Source organism: Mesorhizobium sp. B4-1-3 (genome assembly GCF_006439355.1).
In the GTDB taxonomy this organism is placed as follows: Bacteria; Pseudomonadota; Alphaproteobacteria; order Rhizobiales; family Rhizobiaceae; genus Mesorhizobium.
Genome location: NZ_VFTG01000014.1, coordinates 1 through 17096 on the forward strand (window position 1 = coordinate 1; position 17096 = coordinate 17096).

General features: G+C 65.0%; 18 protein-coding genes. 10 read left to right on the plus strand and 8 right to left on the minus strand.

Going from position 1 to position 17096, the window contains the following annotated elements; all coding sequences use genetic code 11:
- The first annotated feature begins 18 nt into the window (after positions 1 to 18).
- On the plus strand, positions 19 to 1245 hold the full coding sequence (locus FJW06_RS18060) for an FAD-binding oxidoreductase (protein WP_140753586.1): 1227 nt from the start codon (positions 19 to 21) through the stop codon (positions 1243 to 1245).
- Between the two features lie 222 nt (positions 1246 to 1467).
- Here the strand turns inward: FJW06_RS18060 and FJW06_RS18065 are convergent, their stop codons facing one another.
- The 3 genes from FJW06_RS18065 to FJW06_RS18075 all read right to left on the minus strand — a co-directional run bounded on the left by FJW06_RS18065 (position 1468) and on the right by FJW06_RS18075 (position 4318).
- Positions 1468 to 2334, minus strand: a complete 867-nt coding sequence (locus tag FJW06_RS18065; RefSeq protein WP_140753587.1) for a BA14K family protein — start codon at positions 2332 to 2334, stop codon at positions 1468 to 1470.
- Positions 2335 to 2564: 230 nt separating this feature from the next.
- Positions 2565 to 3659 carry a KamA family radical SAM protein gene (locus FJW06_RS18070; protein ID WP_140753588.1) on the minus strand — a complete coding sequence of 365 codons (1095 nt, stop codon included), beginning with the start codon at positions 3657 to 3659 and terminating at the stop codon, positions 2565 to 2567.
- Between the two features lie 254 nt (positions 3660 to 3913).
- Positions 3914 to 4318, minus strand: a complete 405-nt coding sequence (locus FJW06_RS18075) for a VOC family protein (protein ID WP_140753589.1) — start codon at positions 4316 to 4318, stop codon at positions 3914 to 3916.
- Between the two features lie 121 nt (positions 4319 to 4439).
- Between FJW06_RS18075 and FJW06_RS18080 the strand changes: the two genes are divergently transcribed.
- The 3 genes from FJW06_RS18080 (at position 4440) to FJW06_RS18090 (ending at position 7893) form a co-directional block, all read left to right on the plus strand.
- Positions 4440 to 5138 carry a YafY family protein gene (locus FJW06_RS18080; protein ID WP_140753590.1) on the plus strand — a complete coding sequence of 233 codons (699 nt, stop codon included), beginning with the start codon at positions 4440 to 4442 and terminating at the stop codon, positions 5136 to 5138.
- 103 nt (positions 5139 to 5241) lie between these two features.
- On the plus strand, positions 5242 to 6903 hold the full coding sequence (locus tag FJW06_RS18085) for an acyl-CoA synthetase (protein ID WP_140753591.1): 1662 nt from the start codon (positions 5242 to 5244) through the stop codon (positions 6901 to 6903).
- 108 nt (positions 6904 to 7011) lie between these two features.
- The gene (locus FJW06_RS18090) at positions 7012 to 7893 is read left to right on the plus strand and encodes a hypothetical protein (RefSeq protein ID WP_246674678.1); all 882 of its coding nucleotides are present in this window, start codon (positions 7012 to 7014) and stop codon (positions 7891 to 7893) included.
- Positions 7894 to 7925: 32 nt separating this feature from the next.
- On the opposite strand, the gene FJW06_RS18095 is transcribed toward FJW06_RS18090, so the two are convergent.
- The 5 genes from FJW06_RS18095 to FJW06_RS18115 all read right to left on the minus strand — a co-directional run bounded on the left by FJW06_RS18095 (position 7926) and on the right by FJW06_RS18115 (position 11726).
- Entirely contained in the window at positions 7926 to 9350 is a 1425-nt protein-coding gene (locus FJW06_RS18095; protein WP_140753593.1) for a hypothetical protein, read from the minus strand.
- Between the two features lie 421 nt (positions 9351 to 9771).
- Positions 9772 to 10281, minus strand: a complete 510-nt coding sequence (locus FJW06_RS18100) for an Hsp20/alpha crystallin family protein (protein WP_140753594.1) — start codon at positions 10279 to 10281, stop codon at positions 9772 to 9774.
- 91 nt (positions 10282 to 10372) lie between these two features.
- Positions 10373 to 10849 carry an Hsp20 family protein gene (locus tag FJW06_RS18105; RefSeq protein ID WP_140753595.1) on the minus strand — a complete coding sequence of 159 codons (477 nt, stop codon included), beginning with the start codon at positions 10847 to 10849 and terminating at the stop codon, positions 10373 to 10375.
- 237 nt (positions 10850 to 11086) lie between these two features.
- Positions 11087 to 11365, minus strand: coding sequence for a protein usg (locus FJW06_RS18110; protein WP_140753596.1), 279 nt, complete (start codon positions 11363 to 11365; stop codon positions 11087 to 11089).
- Between the two features lie 13 nt (positions 11366 to 11378).
- Positions 11379 to 11726, minus strand: coding sequence for a hypothetical protein (locus FJW06_RS18115; protein WP_246674680.1), 348 nt, complete (start codon positions 11724 to 11726; stop codon positions 11379 to 11381).
- A gap of 329 nt (positions 11727 to 12055) precedes the next feature.
- Between FJW06_RS18115 and groES the strand changes: the two genes are divergently transcribed.
- From groES to htpG, 6 genes are all read left to right on the plus strand, one after another.
- The gene (gene groES / locus FJW06_RS18120; protein ID WP_140753597.1) at positions 12056 to 12370 is read left to right on the plus strand and encodes a co-chaperone GroES; all 315 of its coding nucleotides are present in this window, start codon (positions 12056 to 12058) and stop codon (positions 12368 to 12370) included.
- Positions 12371 to 12425: 55 nt separating this feature from the next.
- On the plus strand, positions 12426 to 14054 hold the full coding sequence (gene groL / locus FJW06_RS18125) for a chaperonin GroEL (protein WP_140753598.1): 1629 nt from the start codon (positions 12426 to 12428) through the stop codon (positions 14052 to 14054).
- A 67-nt stretch (positions 14055 to 14121) separates the two neighbouring features.
- A complete protein-coding gene (locus tag FJW06_RS18130; RefSeq protein WP_140753599.1) occupies positions 14122 to 14343 on the plus strand; it encodes a hypothetical protein in 222 nt (73 codons plus the stop codon).
- An 86-nt stretch (positions 14344 to 14429) separates the two neighbouring features.
- Positions 14430 to 14825, plus strand: a complete 396-nt coding sequence (locus FJW06_RS30620) for a helix-turn-helix transcriptional regulator (protein ID WP_246674682.1) — start codon at positions 14430 to 14432, stop codon at positions 14823 to 14825.
- Entirely contained in the window at positions 14806 to 15108 is a 303-nt protein-coding gene (locus FJW06_RS18140) for a DUF982 domain-containing protein (RefSeq protein WP_140753600.1), read from the plus strand. The genes FJW06_RS30620 and FJW06_RS18140 overlap by 20 nt, the downstream gene beginning before the upstream one ends.
- Positions 15109 to 15165: 57 nt before the next feature.
- Positions 15166 to 17058 carry a molecular chaperone HtpG gene (htpG, locus tag FJW06_RS18145; protein WP_140753601.1) on the plus strand — a complete coding sequence of 631 codons (1893 nt, stop codon included), beginning with the start codon at positions 15166 to 15168 and terminating at the stop codon, positions 17056 to 17058.
- Positions 17059 to 17096 lie beyond the last annotated feature (38 nt).

A 17096-nucleotide genomic window follows, 5' to 3' on the forward strand; every position in this document is an offset into this window, starting at 1 on the left:
TCGTCGGCAGCGTCATATTTGTATAAGAGACAGGAGCGTGGCGTCAGCCTTGTCGCCCAGGGCGGGCGCACGGGGCTGGCGGGCGGGGCGGCGACTTCCCAAGGACAGGTCATCTGCGATCTCGGCGGGCTTACCCAAATCGAGGAGATCGATCCGTTCGCACGCGTAGCGATCGTGCAGGCGGGCGTCACGCTGGGGGCGCTGCAGCAGGCTTGCGCCGTCCACGGGCTCGACCCGGGCATAGACCTTGCCGCGCGCGGCAGCGCTACCATCGGCGGCATGGTTTCCACCAATGCCGGCGGCATCATGGCGTTTCGCAACGGCACGATGCGCCACCGCGTGCTCGGCCTCGAAGCCGTGCTGCCGGACGGGCGGGTGTTTTCCGATCTCACAAGGGTGCTGAAGACCAGCGCCGGTTATGACCTGAAGCATCTCTTCGTCGGCGCGGAGGGCACGCTCGGCATCGTCACCCGCGTTGCGGTGCGGCTCGACCCGGTCGCCGGCGCCAGCGCCACGGCGCTTGTCGGCGTGCCGGATGCGGCAAGCGCGCAGCGCATCGTGCGGCATTTTTTGGCCTCGACCAGCGCGCGGCTCACTGCCGCCGAGATCCTGTGGCGCAATTTCGCTTCGCTCATGCAGCGGGCGCTGAACTATGCGCCCGGCAGCCTGCCGCTCGATGCGCCCTGCCTTCTGGTGCTGGGGCTCGGCGCCGATTCGATCGAGGCGGCGCGACAAGTGCTGGGGGACGGGTTGGCGGCGATCTGGGACGAGGCCGGCATCATCGACGGGCTGGTCGCGAGCTCCGAGGCACAAGCCGCAGCGATGTGGCGGCTGCGTGAGGAGACCGCCGAGATCGAGCGCGCGCACCCGATGGCGCCTTCCTTCGATGTGTCGGTGGCGGGCGGCGCGCTGGACGCCTATGTGGCGCGCATCGAGGCGGGGCTGAAGGCGCTCGACGCTTCCTACGCACCTTACGTCTACGGCCATCTCGCCGACGGCAATCTGCACATCTCGATCAATTGCGAAGGGCCGGTCCCGCATGAGCGGCACACGGCGATCGAGGATGTGCTTTACGACGGTCTACGCGAAGCCGGCGGCTCGTTCTCGGCCGAGCACGGCGTGGGGCTGGAGAAGCGCGAGGCCTATGAGCGATATGCGGATCCGGTGAAGCGGGATTTGGCGCGGGCGATCAAAGAGATGATCGATCCCAACAACATCCTCAATCCAGGGAAGGTCCTGCGCTGAGATCGGCGGGCTAGCCCTCAGAGGCTAGCGTGACAGCGCCCCCCTCCGGCCTGCCGGCCATCTCCCCCACTTGAGGGGAGATCAGATGTCACGCGGGCTTTCGCCAATCACCTACGTTGCAGAAGAGGCGTCCCCGATCGAACTGCTAATCTCCCCCATTGCGGGGGGAGTCCGGCAGGACAGAGAGGGGTGCCTCGCGCCCAGCCTTCAGAAAAGGTGATCCTATTCGCACTGGCGGCGCGGGCCGCCGTCGAAGGGCTGGTAGGTGTTGTCGCGCGGATCGTAGGAGCGATAGCGGCTGAAGCAGTCGTCAACATGGTCGCCCGAGAACTGCCGGCCCGACACTTGTCCCCGTCCGGCCTCGGCCTCTGGCGAAATCTCTTCCGGCGGGCCGCCATAGGTGGTGGCGTAACCGCCAGAGGACGGGGCATAGCCCTCCATCTCGGCCTGGTCGTCGCTCATCTGGTCGTCGGCCATGGCGTCCGGGCGATCGTTCGCTGCCGCCTGGTCATTCTGGCCAGCTTCGGTCGAGGCGGTGCGGTCGCCAGCGGGATCGTAATAGGGCGAGATGCAGGGGCGCAGCTCGCCGCTATAGGAGCGGTAGCTGTTTTCCGCCGGGCGGTAGCTGCGATAGCGGGTGGCGCACCATTGCAGATGGGCGGCGGGCAGTTGCTGTTGCTGCGCCCGCTGATCGGCCGCGGCCGGCTGCTGGGCCGCGGCGGCGCCGGGCGCGGGCTGGCCCGGGCCAGAGACGTCGGGCAGTGGCTGCAGTTGCGGCGCTGGCGGCGGTGCGGGCGTAGCCAGCGCCGTCGTCTGCGTTCCGCTATCCGCCTTGGTTGATTCGCTTGGGACCGCTTCGCCGGCCTTGGCGGGTGCGACCGCCGCCTGCTGGGCGGGAATGCGTTCAAGGTTCTGTTTCTGCGGATCGACCGGCTGCGCGTCCTTCGTCCAGAGCTCGGAAACGCCGATCGCCGGCGTTCCCTGGCGCACCGGCTTGGCGGCGAGCAGCCACGTGGCGAAGGCAAGCCCGCTGGCGAACACGGCAAGGGTCAGCACGAAGCCGCCGGCAATTCCCAACAAAGCCTTCACGCAATGCTCCTTCAGCCCCCGCTCATAGAATGCGGGGCGCGGGATGGAGTTCCTTGTGCTGCGCAATGGGAGCCAAAGTCAGGCCAGGAAACGCCGGCGCCGGAGCTGACAGATGTCGGCGTCAGGCCTGATGCATGTTGCCCAAAAGTGCGCAGCGGTTTGGGCGGACGACATGCACCAAGACAAAGACTTAAAGCGCGTCGCCTGAATCCCTTTCAGCGCGACGCGCTTTAGCCAACCAGCTCCCTGTACCGCCTCACCGTGCCGTCCTGGCCGCGGATCAGCCAGGTGTCGCCATCGCGCCCTTCGACATGGTTCGCCGCCAGCGGCACCTTGCCGCCGCCGTCGGGCAGGTCGATGACATAGGTCGGGTTGCAGATACCGGAGAGCCGCCGGCGCAATTCGGCGACCAGCGCCTGGCCTTCGGCAATCGTGGTGCGACGGTGCGCCATGCCGCGCGCGAGGTCGCCGTGATGCAGGTAGTAGGGCTTTACGCCGAGCCGATACATCAGGTCGCGGCAGAGCTCCTCCAGCACCTCGACCTTGTCGTTGACGCCTTTCAAGAGGACGCTCTGGTTGAGCAGCACGAAACCCGCCTGCCGCATGACGCGGCAAGCCGCCTCGGCCGCCTGGGTGAGCTCGCGCGGGTGATTGAAGTGGGTGACCACCGTCACCATGAGCCGGCCCTGCAGCGCCTCGATCATGCCAGGCGTGATGCGCGACGGCAGCGCCACGGGCACGCGGGTGTGGATACGCAAGAGCCTGAGATGCGGGATCGCCTCCAGGCGGGCGCGGATTTCGGCCAATGCCTTGTCGGGCAGCGACAGCGGATCGCCGCCGGTCAGGATCACCTCGCGGATTTCCGGGTGGCCGGCGATGTAGGCCAGCGCCGGCTCCAGCGCTTCGCGCGTGTAGCCGCGGCCGATGGAGGTCAACGATTCTTTCCTGAAGCAGAAACGGCAATAGACGGCACACTGATAGGTCGGGAACAGCAGCACGCGGTCGGTATGGCGGTGCGTCAGCCGAGGCACCGGACTGAAGGCATGGTCGCCGATCGGATCGTCGAGCTCGCCCTCTGTGGCGACCAGCTCGTCCGGCGACGGGATCACCTGGGCGCGGATCGGGTCCTCGGGGTCGTTCCAGTCGATCAGGTCGAGATAAGGTTTTGGCACGCGCACCTTGTGGGCGGCCGCGGCCTCTTGCGCGGCGGCGCGCTCGGCCGGCGAGAGCGGCAGCGGGGCGAGGTCGCGGACATGGCGCACACCGGCGCGGACGTCGTCCTGCCAGGCGGTGTCGGCGGCCGGTTGTTTGAGATCGGTGGTCATTTGCGTCCCGGGACAGATTTGCGCGGGATATCGGCTGTATGGCGCACGGCGTCAACCGCGCGGTTGACGCAGAGCCAAGCCCGCCAACCGGCCACGTCTCAACCCTTTGCGGCCCCTCTGTCCTGCCGGACATCTCCCCCATTTGGGTCCCACTTTGGGGGAGATCGGATGTCGCGCAGGCTTCGCCAACTGGCAACGCTGCAGGAAGAGCGGGGCGCGAAGGGACGTGGCCCCGGAGATTGATGGCCATTCTCTCACCGCTCGAACTTCGCCATCGCCTCCGCCGTCACCGGCGTGAAGAAATTCACCAGATTGCCGTCGGGATCGCGAAACAGCAGCGAACGGTTGCCCCAGGGCATCGTCGTCGGCGCCTGCACCAGCGCGCCGTCAATGAGACCGCCCAGCCGGCGGTATTCTTCGTCGACATCGGCGACGCGGAACTCGATGATGGCGGTGCGATTTGCCCCCGGGCTCGCGACATGGTCGCCGCCGAAGAGCTGCAAGGTGCGCGTGCTGCCGATCGCCAGAGTCCCCACTTCCGTGACGAGCTCGGCGAAATCCTCGGTGTAGAGCGTGAGCTTTGTGCCGGTTGCCGCCTCATAGAAGTCGACGAGCCGCTTGACGTCGGCGGTGATGATGCGGGTCGAAACGAAATTCATCCTGGTCTTCTCCGTTGGCTGGCCGACGAAGACTTTCTTCGTCGGCCGCGCCCGTTCAGGCGCCCTGCCCCGGCTTGTGGACCAGGCCTGCTGCCAGCATAGTGGCAACAGGAGACATGCCTTGCGCCGCGCCGACAGACTGTTCCAGATCATCCAGATCCTGCGGCGCTCGAGCCGACCGATCACTGCCAGCCGGATCGCCGAAGAACTCGAAACCTCGCGCCGCTCAGTCTATCGCGACATCGCCGACCTCGTCGGACAGCGCGTGCCGATCCGAGGTGAGGCCGGACTCGGCTATGTGCTCGATCGCGACTACGACATGCCGCCGCTGATGCTGACGCCGGACGAACTGGAGGCGGCGGTGCTCGGCGCGCAATGGGTGGCGGACAAGGGCGATGCCGTGCTGGCGGGCGCGGCGCGCGACCTGATCGCCAAGATCGTCACCGTGGTGCCCGAACGGCTGCGCCCCTTCGTCAGCAATCCAACCGTCGGCGCGCCGCTCGGCCGCGCGAACCTGCCGGATGGGCTGGACATCGCGAAGGCGCGGGCCTCGATCCGCGAGGGTCACAAGATCCGGATCCGCTACCGCAACGAACAGGGCGACGAGAGCGAGCGCGTCATCTGGCCGACGATGATCGGCTATGCCGAGACGGTGCGGCTCATCGCCGCCTGGTGCGAGCTGCGCCAGGATTTCCGCCATTTTCGCGCCGACCGGATATCGGCCGCGAGCTTTCTCGACGAGCGCATCGGCTGCCGGCCGGGAGAGCTGCGCAACCGCTGGAAGCGGCATATGGCGGCGCAGGGTATTCAACTGCCATAGAACGGCCCCCGATTTTCGCCGCAATCGACCAGCGCCCTCTTTTCATGCAATCTCCTGCGGCGGCGATTATGGGGAGATGATCCGCCGCCGAGGGAGGATTGCCATGACCGACACGCCAGCAGCGCTGCCGCGCTACGAAGATGCCGTCGCGCAATTCCGCATCGAGGACGAGATCGCCAGGCTTCACGGCGATCCGGCGACCGGCATCAACGCCTATGTCGAATGTTGCGGCCGCTATGCCGGCCAAAACCGGCTGGCGCTGCGCGCCATCTCGGCGGCCGGCGAATTGCGCGAATATTCCTTCGACGATCTGGCCGATATGTCGGGCCGCGTCGGCAGCCTCCTCAAAAGTCTCGGCGTCGGCGCCGGTGATGTCGTGGCCGGCATGCTGCCGCGCATTCCCGAGCTGGTGGCGCTGATCCTCGGCACATGGCGCGTCGGCGCGGTCTACCAGCCGCTGTTCACCGCTTTCGGGCCAAAGGCGGTCGAGCACCGGCTTAGCTACAGCAAGGCGAAGCTGGTGGTGACCAACCCCGCGAACCGCGGCAAGCTCGACGAGGTGGAAAACCATCCACGCATCGCCATCATTCTGGCTGCCGGCGACACGCTGCCCACCGGTGATGTCGACTTCCGCGCCGCACTTGCCGCCGCCGCCCCCGACTGCGAACCGGTGATGCGCCAGGGCTCGGACCTGTTCATGATGATGTCCACCTCGGGCACGACAGGACATCCGAAAGGCGTGCCGGTGCCGCTCAGCGCGTTGCTTGCCTTCGGCGCCTATATGCGCGACGCGATCGGGCTCACGCCCGAAGACATCTTCTGGAACATCGCCGATCCCGGCTGGGCCTATGGGCTCTACTACGCCATCACCGGACCCTTGCTGCTCGGCGTCGCCACCACCTTCTACGAAGGCGCGTTCAACGCCAAATCGACCTATGACATCATCGAGCGCCTCGGCGTCACCAGCCTTGCCGGCTCGCCGACGGCCTACCGCCTGCTGATGGCGGAAGGACCGGAAGCAGCCGCGCGCGTCAAAGGGAAGCTGCGCGCGGTGAGCAGCGCCGGCGAGCCCCTCAACCCGGAAGTGATCCGCTGGTTCGACGCGCACCTTGCCGCGCCGATCCACGACCATTACGGCCAGACCGAGAACGGCATGATGGTCAACAATCATCACGGGCTCAAGCACCTTGTCCGCGCGGGCTCGGCCGGATTTGCCATGCCGGGCTATCGCATGGTGGTGCTGGATGACGAAGGCAACGAGCTCGGCCCCAACCAGCCGGGCGTGCTTGCCGTCGATATTGCCAACTCGCCGCTGCGCTGGTTCGGCGGCTACCATGAGGCGGAAACGCCGGCGATCGAGGGCGGCTACTATCGCACCGGCGACACGGTGGAGTATGAGCCGGACGGCTCGGTCTCCTTCATCGGCCGCGCCGATGACGTCATCACTTCGTCCGGCTACCGCATCGGGCCATTCGACGTGGAGAGCGCGCTGATCGAGCATCCGGCAGTCAACGAGGCGGCGGCGGTCGGCGTGCCCGATCCGCAGCGCACCGAGATCGTCAAGGCTTTCGTGGTGCTGGGGCCCGCCTTCCAGGGCAGCGAAGCGCTGGCCGAGGAACTCGCCCAGCATGTGAAGAAGCGGCTGTCGGCGCATGCCTATCCGCGCGAGGTCGAGTTCGTCAGCGAGCTGCCGAAGACGCCGAGCGGCAAGATCCAGCGGTTCTTGCTGCGCAAGGCGGAGGTGGAGAAGCGCAAGGCGGAATAAAGATTTGCTCCCCGCTTCGATTTCCGCCACGCAAAAGCCGCCAAGTCGGGCGATAGCTTTCAAGGGCTCTTGATCGCTAACCTTGGGGGTTGCAGCATGCGGTTGGTCTTGACACTTCTCCTCACGCTGGCGGGCAGCGCGGCATATGCGGCCTCGCCGGAGGACGATTATATCGCGGCGCGCGACAAGGCGATTGCCGACATCGCGACGCAGGCAAACGCCAACACGGACATCGAAACCATCGATGCCCAGAACGAGAAGGCGCTGGCCGACCTGAAGCAGCGTCTCGACGCCATTCTCGGGCCGCTTACGGTCAAGGATTTTCCGACGACTGGCACCATGAACATTCAAAGCCTCAACGCTTCCGACATCGGCTACGGCATGCTCGACGGGTTGCGCTATGCCCAGAGCGATGACGGCCCGAGCATCGTGGTCTCAACGCGCGGGCTGACCGAGCGCTGGCTCAAATCCAAATCGGCCGAGACGGAAGCGGATTTCAAGCTGCCCACCGACATCGGCGCGGCGCTGAAGCTGGACGGTTTTTACACCCAGGCCATCGGCAGCGACGCGGCGTTCTCCGGCACGCTCGACTTTCCGCTGAAGAAGCCCGACGGCGCCGAAATCGCGATCGCGCGGCTCGGCGGCTGGACACAGGATGTCGGGCCGATCTACGACCAGCATGTCGTGGTGGCGATCGTCAAAGGCGACCGCGTGCTGATCGCCGAGGCGCCAGCCTCACCCGCCGTGCCGAAGATCGCAGCCTGCGATTCGATCTGGGCCGCCGCGGACGCCGCCGCGCAGAAAGCCCAACAGGCCGATCAGGGCTCGGATCAGGACGACCCGCAGGCTTCCGATCCCGCTAATGCCGCCTGGGAAAAGGGCGACGCCGACTACCGCGCCTGCATGGCCCAGCACCTGCCTGGCGACCCGTCCTTCCCGGCGCTGCTCAAACAGGCGCAGGACCTCGCCGACAGCATGGCGGGCAAATAGCCTTCCGAAGCAATTTCGGGCGCGGCGGTTCCTCAGCCTCCGTTCACTCGCATGCTGCGCCGAGAAACGCGCCGCGCGACGGGGCGCGCCGCCTCCGCGATGATCCCGTTGGTTTGAGGCGCGGCATCTTTGCGCGACCTTGCGTCGGTCACCCGATGCAGGCGCTCATAAGGCAGCAATTCCCGGATGCGCGCGTTGAGCGCTTCAACCTCGGCGCGCAAATCCTCGCATTCCTGCTTCTGGATATCGAGCTGGATCTGCTCGGACGCCTGCTGCAGCGAAAGTCGGGAGAGATTGGTGCTGATATCGGACAGGCTCTTCTTGTCGGCTTCGCTCTCCTCCTTGAGAACAGCGAGCCTTTTCTCCGCAATCTGGCGTTCGGTGACCGCGTCGTTCAGCTGCGCCTTTAGCGTGGTGATCTCGGCCGTGGCTTCGCCATTGTCGGTCGAGACCTTATCGAGACGCGACTGCAACTCCTGGATCTCGGCACGCAAACCGCGCATTTCCGCCTGGCTGCGCGCCAATTCGGCGGCACTGTCGCTTTCGGCGATCCGCGCCGCCTCGGCCGTTTCGGCAAGCTTGGCCTGCGTCGCCTCCAGCGCCTTCTGCAGCCGGGTTTCTTCCTTTTCATGGTTGCCGAGTTGCGCCATCAGCTCGGCGATATGGGCGGTTTCGCTGGCGTGGGTCGCCGCGAACTCGTCGAATTTGTGCCGAGCCTCCGCCTCGCGCTTTTGCGCCTGCTCGAGATCGACCGAGAGGCCGACCTGTTTTTCACGCAGCAGCTTGTTCTCGGCGCCGCGCCTGTCGACTTCGACAGTCTTGGCGGTCAAGGCCTTGACGATCTCGCCGAACTCCGTCTCGCGCCTGGCGCTCTCATTGCTCATCTCCACCAGCTCCAGGCGCACGGCCGCCAGCGCCGAGCGCAGTTGCTCCCGGTCTTGGACGAGGCTCGCCTCGCGCTGGTGCCATGCCTCGGCCGCGCCGTCGCGTTCACGCTGCTTGCGTGCGGCGTCCAGCAATTGTTCCGAGAGCGCCTTATGTTCTGTGGTGAGAGCGAGGTTTGCCAGCTCCAACTCATTGGAGCGCAACACATCGCGATGGAAGACGTTGAGGACCTCACGCGTCATATGATGCGCGGTCGCGATCTCCGCCAGCTTCGCTTCGATCTCCTGCAGATGCCCTTGCCCGTCACGGAAAAGCCCGGCGACGGCCTCGAGCGCGGCCAGCCGCGTCTGGGTATGGGGCGTCAACCGCGATGGAGCTGGCTCGGGCTGCTCTGCAGGCGGCGGATTTTCGTCGCTTGCCACCAGTTCCTGACCGGCAACGGCGTCGTCTTCCGACGGCGGCCGTTCGTCATCTTTCAGAACGTCCTCGAATGCTTCCGCCAGATCCGATTGGAGGTCCTGAAATTCCTTATCGACGTCCTCGGCCCGCTTGATCAGAGACTTGAAATTCATCACGGCACATCCCTTACTCACGCCCCACGCGTACTTAACGAATTGCTAATCTATCTTTTTACCTTCCGTTCGGGAAGCCTGTGCAAAGGAAACCAAAATTAAGGTTATCGCCGGCCCCAATCTTATGCGGATCCACCGCCAGGTGACTGCTCTTCCGCTTTAACTTATGTTAATTTCCCTCTCGGCCTGGCGCTGAACAAGCCCACGCCGCAACAGGGAAAGACAGCGCGCTGCTTGTCATCATTCACATGACCGATGCGAAGACTTTCGGACGGAAGATTGAAGCTCCCGTCGCATGAATTTCCTCTGTCCCCGGCTGCGCCGAGCGACCGCGAAGCGTTGCGCCGCGCGGGCAGTCAATCGCCGTGGCTTTCATGGACTGCGACGCGGGAGGCGCTCGGCCGCCCCCCGCGTCGGTGCATCAACTCTTGATGTCGATGCGCTTGACTTGCGACTGCGCCTTCTCGCTCTTCGGCAAGGTGACGGTCAGCACGCCATTCTTGAAGCGGGCATCCACCTCGTCTTCCTTGACCTCGTAGCCGACAGGGATGCGGCGCTCGAAGCGGCCGTAATAGCGCTCGGAGAACTGCCTATCCCTGTCCTCCGTCTCGGAGCGCCTCTCGCCCCGCAGCGTCAGCACGCCGTCGTCGAGCAGGACCTCGATGTCTTTCTGCTCGAGACCCGGCACCTCGGCCATCACCTTGATCTCCTTCTCGCCGTTTGAGATCTCCACGCTCGGCCAACTGGCGCCGAGGGCGGAGGCACCGCCAAAAGACGGCAACCGACTGTCGAAGCCGCGGAAGACATCGTCGAAAAGGCGGTTGACCTCACGATGCAGCGACAGGAACGGATCGCGTTCGCTATCGCGGAACAGGCTCGGAAGCTGGTTGCCGCTGCTCCGGCCCCAGGGAATCAGATCACGGACACTCATGGCTTTGCTCCTTTCTGTTCATCGGCTCGAAAAGCTCCTAGACGCTGGGCAAATGCCCAGCGCCTAGCGCGGATGCGCTCCAGGAAGGCCCTCAGGCGGCCTGCTTCTCGGCTTCGATCTTCTTTGTGGTGCCTTTGAGCGTTGCCTTGTCGGCTGCGATCTCGATCCGCCGCGGTTTCATCTCTTCCGGAATTTCGCGCTTCAGATCGATCGTCAGCAGGCCGTTGACCAGGCTGGCGCCGACGACTTTGACATGGTCGGCAAGCTCGAAGCGGCGCTGGAATGCGCGGCCGGCGATGCCACGATGCAGGTACTCGCCCTTATCCTCGCCGGCTTTCTGGCCCGAGACCATGAGCATGTTCTGCTCCTGGGTGATGGCCAGTTCTTCCTGCGAGAATCCGGCCACCGCCATGCTGATGCGATAGTCGTCTTCCGAGGTTTTGGCGATGTCGTAAGGTGGCCAGTTGTCGACCGTCTCGATCCGACTTGCCGTTTCGAGAGCGTTCAGCATTCGATCGAAGCCTATGCTCGACCGGAACAGCGGACTGAAGTCAAATGTGGTTCTCATAGCTACATCCTCCATTGAGCAACATAGATACGAGGAGCGCCAAGGAAGCGGCGCTCCTTGACCTGCCGGTCTCTCAAGCACCGGCAAAATCGATTTGGGAATTCAATGCCGGGACGTCAAGGGCCAGCCCCGAAGCCGCCTTCAAGGCCATGAAAAGTCACCCTTCGTCTGCGTGCAGGCAGGCAGGTGATAACTTGAAGGCGGTCGCACAACACGACCGCCTCGGGGAGATGATCTTCAATGGACTGCGATGATCCCATCGACGGCCCGCCATTCCGATGGCCTGATGAGCCGATGGTGGGCGACACGGACAGAATGCAAGGCACCCGTCAGATCGCGTTCCCAAAAGCCCAGAAAGCCCCTCAGCGCGGGGAAATCCGGGGCGAGATCATAGTCCTGCCAGACATAGAGCTGGAGCAGGCTGGGATGGTCCGGCAGATGATAATGGATCTCGGCAGTGGTCAAGCCGTAACCATTCATCTGCAAGCGGAATTCCCTGCTGACCGCGTTCGCCATCGTCTTCTGCGCCTTACGCGCTCAGCCGGTCGATCAACTGCCGGTGGTCGTCATCGGCAGCGTTGCTGGGCGGCGGGGCGAGCGCATCAAGCCGGCGCAGCGCATCCATGATGTCGTCGAAGGAGACCGGCCGCTCGGTGCCCGGCGGCTGGCGAAGCGCCGGCATCGATTCCACGGCGCAGGCGTCGGACGCCCAGGACGAAAGGATCGCCCGCTTTTCCCAAATGTCGAGCGAGCCGTCCTCCAGCACATCCCGCGGGTGCTGAAAATGGCTGGCCGGCGAAAGCAGCCGGTCGAGCGAAAGGTCTGCTATTTCGGGAGCAAGGGAAGGAATGATCGGCTTAAGCATCTGTCGGTCCATTTCTGTCCTCCGTCTCCAAAAAACTCCTTGTTTCGGTTTCGATTTTCTCAGCGGTCCCGGCGCTGCCGGGCGCCGATAATTTTGTTCAGCTCACGCGCGAATTCAAGCCTCTTCCTTGTCTGCTCGATCCAATTTACCGCATGTTTTCAGCGCGCTAGCACTCAGCGATCGAGAGTGCTAAAATTTTTTCGGCCCCCTCTTGAAAGTAGAAGAAGGCAAAATTAGCTCGACATGCGCGCGATGCCGAAAGGGTCGCGCGAGCCCCGCTCCGGCCCTGCCGGTCCGGAGCGGAGGAACCTCGCAATCTGTTTGTCCTGAAGGAGAACGATATGACGTTCCGTCCATTGCATGACCGCGTGCTCGTCCGCCGCATCGAGGCCGAAGAGAAGACGGCCGGCGGGATCATCATCCCCGACACAGCCAAGGAAAAACCGCAGGAAGGCGAAGTGATCGCCGTCGGCGCGGGCGCCCGCGACGAGAGCGGCAAGCTCGTGCCTCTCGACGTGAAGGTCGGCGACCGCATCCTGTTCGGCAAATGGTCCGGCACAGAGATCAAGCTCAACGGCGAGGACCTGCTCATCATGAAGGAAAGCGATGTGATGGGCGTGATCGAGCAAGCCGCGACGCTGAAGAAAGCCGCCTGACCGGCGCTTCGATTGAACCCAGTCAATGAAAACTGCCTAATCAAGGAGTGATCCAATGGCTGCCAAGGAAGTCAAATTCCATTCCGACGCCCGCGAGCGCATGCTGCGCGGCGTCAACATCCTCGCCGACGCGGTGAAGGTGACGCTCGGTCCGAAGGGCCGCAACGTCGTCATCGACAAGTCGTTCGGCGCGCCTCGTATCACCAAGGACGGCGTCACCGTCGCCAAGGAGATCGAGCTCGAGGACAAGTTCGAGAACATGGGCGCCCAGATGGTCCGCGAAGTCGCTTCGAAGACCAACGATCTCGCGGGCGACGGCACGACCACCGCGACCGTTCTCGCCCAGGCGATCGTTCGCGAAGGCGCCAAGGCCGTCGCCTCCGGCATGAACCCGATGGATCTGAAGCGCGGCATCGACAAGGCGGTGGATGCGGTCGTCGCCGAACTCAAGACCAACGCCCGCAAGATCACCAGAAACGACGAGATCGCGCAGGTCGGCACCATTTCGGCCAACGGCGATGCCGAGATCGGCCGTTTCCTGGCCGAGGCCATGGAAAAGGTCGGCAACGAAGGCGTCATCACCGTCGAGGAAGCCAAGACCGCGGAGACCGAGTTGGAAGTCGTCGAAGGCATGCAGTTCGACCGCGGCTATCTCTCACCCTATTTCATCACCAATCAGGACAAGATGCGCGTCGAGCTCGACGAGCCTTATGTGCTGATCCATGAGAAGAAGCTCGGCAACCTGCAGGCGCTGCTTCCCGTGCTCGAGGCGGTGGTCCAGTCGGGCAAGCCCCTGCTAATCATCGCAGAGGATGTCGAGGGCGAGGCTCTGGCCACGCTGGTGGTCAACAAGCTGCGCGGCGGACTGAAAGTCGCCGCCGTCAAGGCTCCGGGCTTCGGCGACCGTCGCAAGGCCATGCTGGAGGACATCGCCATCCTCACCGGCGGCACGGCCATCAGCGAGGATCTCGGCATCAAGCTGGAGAACGTCACGCTGGAGATGCTCGGCCGCGCCAAGAAGGTCGCCATCGAGAAGGAGAACACAACCATCGTCGACGGCGCCGGCAAGAAGGCCGAGATCCAAGGCCGCGTCGCGCAGATCAAGGCGCAGATCGAGGAGACCACTTCCGACTATGATCGCGAGAAGCTGCAGGAGCGGCTGGCCAAGCTCGCCGGCGGCGTCGCGGTGATCCGGGTCGGCGGCGCCACGGAAGTCGAGGTCAAGGAGAAGAAGGACCGCGTCGACGACGCGCTGCACGCCACGCGCGCCGCGGTCGAGGAAGGCATCCTGCCCGGCGGCGGCGTCGCCCTGCTCAGGGCGGCCAAGGCGCTCGACACGGTCGCCGTCGATAATCCAGACCAGAGATACGGCGTCGATATCGTGCGGCGCGCGATCGAGGCTCCGGCGCGCCAGATCGCCGAGAATGCTGGATCGGAAGGCTCGATCATCGTCGGCAAGCTGCGCGAGAAGACTGACTTCGCCTTTGGCTGGAATGCCCAGACCGGCGAGTATGGCGATCTTTACAAGCAGGGCGTCATCGATCCCGCCAAGGTGGTGCGCACCGCGCTGCAGGACGCGGCCTCGGTCGCAGGACTGCTTGTCACCACCGAGGCGATGGTGGCCGAGAAGCCGAAGAAGGAAGCCGCCCCGGCCATGCCGGCCGGCGCCGGGATGGACTTCTGAGGCGCTGACGAAAAGCCCGCTCCCATTTGGGAGCGGGCACCTCACCAGGAACAAATGGGAGGCCCTCATGAACATGATGAGCGGCAATGGTTCGATTCCGGCGCCGGCGCATCCGGCAAGCGAATTCCTTGCCTATGAAGCCGAATGCCGAAGCGCGCTGAAGCCGCTGTTAGCCGGCCTGCTCGACGCGGCCGAAGCTGCCGGATGGAGCCGGCGGACTGTCGCCTCGACGCTGATGTTCCTTGCCGCGCAGCAGGTGTCGGCCAGCGAAACATCCGCGCGAAGCTGAGCGAGACTGGCCCCCCGCCCCTCGCGGGCGGGGTCCATCAACTGCATCGAGATAGGATAGACGCTTGCACAGGGAATACGATCGCCATGATTGCGGGACGCTTGCGGGAATGCCTGAGGACCTTGCGATGGGAAGCCGCCGACCTCGCGCAGGAGCTTGGCTGTTCCAGGACCGATGCGACGCGCTGGATCGAAGGGCGCGCGCCGGTGCCGCTGGCGGTCGCCGCCTGGATCGAAGCCCTGGCCAAGGCGCATAGCGCGCTGCCGCCGCCGCGCCTGAACCAGCAAAGTTCAGCGACGCACTCAACGCCGGCGGGGCCGGTGGTCGTGCAGGCCTTCCCGGGGATAGGCCAGCCGCGGCCGCACGGCGTCGTCCTGCAACCGCCCTACCCGCGCCGTCACGCGCTCGCCGGAGGGCTTCGCTCCGGCGCCATGGTCATACATGCGAAAGAGGGTTCAGACCATGAACCAAGACCGCTTTGAAGAGCCTGTCACGGTGCTCGTCGGCATCGGCTTGCCGGTGCGGCTGGAGACCGTGGCGGAGGCCTATGGCTTGCTGCAGGATTGGCCCGCGGCGAGCCGGAGCAGCGCGCATGGGACCGCGCTCAACGCCTGCAAAGCCGGCATTGCCGGCGAAATCGACGCGGAGACGGTGCGGGCGACCCTTGTTGCCTTCGCCCGCCGTCACGATATTCTAGCCCCGGACATGATCTCACTGGCGCCCGCAGCGCCGGCCGGGCGCGCGTCCACAAGCAACAATGGCTGAAGATTTGAGCCCGGCGCGTGCTGGCGCGGCGGACAACGACCAACCCAGGAATTCTGAATGACGACGGACACGAAGGCGACGGAAACCAGGACATTCGAGGCGGATGTCTCGCGGCTGCTGCACATGATGGTGCATTCGGTCTATTCGGACCGCGATGTGTTCCTGCGCGAGCTGATCTCCAACGCAGCGGACGCCTGCGAGAAGCTGCGCTTCGAGGCGGTGAGCCGGCCCGAGCTCCTGGGCGACGATCCGAAGCCGCGCATCACGATCGCTGCGGACCCTGACAATAAGCAGCTTTCCGTCGAGGACAACGGCATCGGAATGAGCCGCGACGAGATGGCTGAGGCGCTGGGCACGATCGCGCGCTCCGGCACGCGCGCCTTCATGGAGCGCGTCGAGGCCGGCAAGGCGGCGGAAGACACGCAGCTTATCGGGCAGTTCGGCGTCGGCTTCTATTCTGCATTCATGGTCGCCGACCGGGTCGACGTCATCAGCCGACAGGCCGGCAGCGACGAGGCCTTCCGCTGGTCGTCCGACGGCAAAGGCACTTATGAAATCGCGCCGGCGCCGCTCGAGGCCGCGCCCAAGCGCGGCACGCGCATCGTGTTGCACCTGATGGAGGACGCCTCTTCCTACACCACGCCCTACAGGCTCGAAGGGCTGGCGAAGTCGCAGTCGGGCCATGTGCCCGTGCCGATCACGTTGGTCGAAAAACCCGGCGCCGAGCCGCGCGACATCGCCGACGGCACGGCGCTCTGGGTGCGGCAGAAGAGCGAGATCAAGCCGGAGGAATATACTGATTTTTACCGCAGCATCGCCGGCCAGTATGACGAGCCGGCCTCGACCATCCATTTCCGCGCGGAGGGCCGGCAGGAATACAGCGTGCTCGCCTTCGTGCCCGGATCGCGGCCGTTCGATCTCTTCGACCAGGACCGCAAAGGCCGCATGAAGCTCTATGTGCGGCGCGTCTTCATCACAGACGATGCCGATCTCCTGCCGCGCTACCTGCGCTTCGTGCGCGGCCTGGTCGATTCCGCCGACCTGCCGCTCAACGTCTCGCGCGAGATGATCCAAGAAAGCCCCCTGCTCGCCGCGATCCGCAAGGGCGTGACCAATCGCGTGTTGGGCGACCTCGCCAAAACCGCGGAAAACGATGCCGAAGCCTACGGGAAGATCTGGGATAATTTCGGCGTCGTGCTGAAGGAAGGGCTTTACGAGGATTACGAGCGCCGCGAGCAGTTGCTGAAGCTTGCCCGCTTCCGCTCGACCGCTTCGGGCGAAGGCTGGCGCAGCCTTGCCGACTATGTCGGAGCGATGAAGGAAGGCCAGAAGGCGATCTTCTTCATGGCCGGCGACGACCGTGCCCGGCTCGAAGCCTCGCCGCAGCTCGAAGGGTTTCGCGCGCGCGGCATCGAGGTGCTGCTGCTCACCGATCCCGTCGACAGTTTCTGGGTGACGATGGCGCCGGAATTCGACGGCAAGCCGTTCAAGTCGGTGACGCAGGGCGCGGCCGAGCTTGCCGACATCCCGCTGCCCGACGATGCGGCGAAACCGGATGCCGAGACGTCATCGGACATCGCCGCCTTCCTGGCTTTCGTGAAGACGGCGCTCGGCGAGGAGGTGTCGGACGTGAAGGCCTCCGACCGGCTGACCGAAAGCGCCGTCTGCCTCGTCGCGCCGGAGCATGGCCCGGACCGCCAGTTCGAGCGCCTGCTCAACGCCGCCGGCCGGCTCGACAAGGCTGCCAAGCCGATCCTCGAGATCAACCCGCGCCATCAGCGCGTGGCGGCGCTGGCAAAGCTCGGCGACGACGACAAGGCGTTCAAGGAAGACGCCGCGCATCTGCTTTATGACGAAGCGCGGGTGCTCGACGGCGACAAGCCGGCCGATGCCAAGGCCTTCTCGGCGCGTCTTGCGCGGCTGATCGATCGCGGCTTGGCGAAGGGTTAAGCGCGCCGGTGGCGCGCTTGTGCAGCCTACCAGCGTCC